The following is a 2,320-nucleotide window of genomic DNA, read 5'->3' on the forward strand; positions in this document are numbered from 1 at the left end:
ACTACGACATGGATAAAACCATAGAAGTCGCCCTTGCCGCAGCAAAGAAAGAACTCTCCTAAATTATCGATACCTTTTCAGATATTGTCTATCCCCATATCCCCCAATGTACCGCCCACCAGCGGTACATTTTTTATTGCAATTCCCCCAAAAGTATGATATAATAAAAACAACACACTTCATCCTAAGAAGTATCTATCATGACCATTATCGTAACTGGCGGCGCCGGCTTTATCGGCTCCAATTTCGTTTTTCATATGCTGAAAGCACACCCAGACTACCGCATTGTTTGTCTGGACAAGCTGACCTATGCCGGCAATCTGTCCACACTGGAACCGGTGATGGACAATCCGAACTTCCGATTTGTCAAGCTGGACATCTGCGACCGTGAGGGCGTATACAAGCTCTTCGAGGAGGAAAAGCCCGACATCGTTGTCAACTTTGCGGCGGAGTCGCATGTAGACCGCTCTATCGAGAACCCGGAGATCTTCCTCCAGACCAACATCCTCGGCACAGCGGTTATGATGGACGCTTGCCGGAAGTATGGCATCCAGCGTTATCACCAGGTTTCTACCGACGAAGTCTACGGCGATCTGCCGTTGGACAGACCGGACCTGTTCTTTACCGAAGAGACTCCCATCCACACCAGCAGCCCCTACTCCTCTTCTAAAGCAGGTGCAGATCTGCTGGTACTGGCTTACCACAGAACTTATGGTCTCCCGGTAACGGTTTCCAGATGCTCCAACAACTATGGCCCGTATCACTTCCCGGAAAAGCTGATTCCGCTGATGATCGCCAATGCCCTGGCAGACAAGCCGCTGCCGGTTTACGGCAAGGGCGAAAATGTGCGTGACTGGCTGTATGTAGAGGATCACTGCAAGGCAATTGACCTCATCATCCACAACGGCAAGGTCGGCGAAGTCTACAATGTAGGCGGTCACAATGAAATGAAGAACATCGACATTGTCAAGCTGATCTGCAAGGAACTGGGCAAGCCAGAGAGTCTGATTACCTATGTCACTGACCGTAAGGGCCACGATATGCGTTATGCCATCGACCCGACCAAGATCCACAACGAACTGGGCTGGCTGCCGGAGACAAAGTTTGCAGACGGAATCAAAAAGACCATTCAGTGGTATCTGGAAAATCAGAAGTGGTGGAAGAACATTATTTCCGGCGAATATCAGGACTACTATAAAAAAATGTACAGCAATCGGTGAGGGATACATAAAATGAACTACAACTACCTTATCGTCGGCTCCGGTCTATACGGAGCAACAATTGCCCAGCAGGCAAAAAAAGCCGGAAAAAGCGTGCTCGTAATAGATAAACGCCCCAATGTAGGCGGAAATATCTATACAGAAAAGGTCGAGGGCATCAATGTACACAAGTACGGTGCACACATTTTCCATACCAATAACAAAGAGGTATGGGACTATGTCACAAGCTTTGTTGACTTCAACCGATTCACAAACTCTCCGGTGGCCAATTACAAGGGCGAACTCTATTCCATGCCATTCAACATGTACACATTTAATAAAATGTGGGGCGTTGTGACTCCCGAAGAAGCCGCAGCCAAAATTGAAGAGCAGAAAAAAGAAATCACTGGTGAGCCGAAAAATCTGGAAGAACAGGCAATCTCGCTTGTTGGACGAGACATCTACGAAAAGCTTGTAAAAGGTTATACAGAGAAACAGTGGGGACGTGACTGCAAGGATCTGCCTGCATTCATCATTAAGCGACTCCCAGTTCGCCTGACATTCGATAACAACTATTTCAACGCACTCTATCAAGGCATTCCCATCGGCGGATATACCAAGCTGATCGAGAAAATGCTGGAAGGTATTGAAGTTCGGCTGAATGTTGACTATCTGGAAAACAAAGAAGAACTGGACAAGCTCGCTGAAAAGGTGATCTACACCGGTCCAATCGATGCGTATTTCGATTATAAGCTGGGAACTTTGGAGTATCGCTCTGTCAGATTTGAGAATGAGATTCTTGATAAGCCAAACTTCCAAGGTAACGCAGCTGTAAACTACACAGACAGAGAAACTCCCTGGACAAGAATCATTGAACATAAATGGTTCGAGTTCGGCAAAGATGAAAACGGAAACGATCTGCCGAAAACAGTTATTTCGAGAGAGTATTCTTCGGAATGGAAACTTGGAGATGAACCCTACTACCCCGTCAACGACGCTAAAAACAGTGCACTGTATGAGCAGTACAAAGCCCTTGCAGAAGCAGAAGGCAATGTCATTTTCGGTGGCCGCCTCGGCGAATACAAATACTACGACATGGATAAAACCATAGAAGTCGCCCT

General features: G+C 47.0%; 2 protein-coding genes. Both read left to right on the forward strand.

The features are described 5' to 3' along the window. Positions 1–200: 200 nt before the first annotated feature. Positions 201–1,220: a dTDP-glucose 4,6-dehydratase gene (gene rfbB, locus RUMCAL_RS13885; RefSeq protein WP_021683662.1), complete on the forward strand. Its 1,020-nt coding sequence runs from the start codon at positions 201–203 to the stop codon at positions 1,218–1,220. Between the two features lie 12 nt (positions 1,221–1,232). After that, on the forward strand, positions 1,233–2,320 hold a 1,088-nt coding region (glf, locus tag RUMCAL_RS13890; RefSeq protein ID WP_021683663.1), incomplete at its 3' end, for a UDP-galactopyranose mutase.

Source organism: Ruminococcus callidus ATCC 27760 (assembly GCF_000468015.1).
Classification (GTDB): domain Bacteria; phylum Bacillota; class Clostridia; order Oscillospirales; family Ruminococcaceae; genus Ruminococcus_C; species Ruminococcus_C callidus.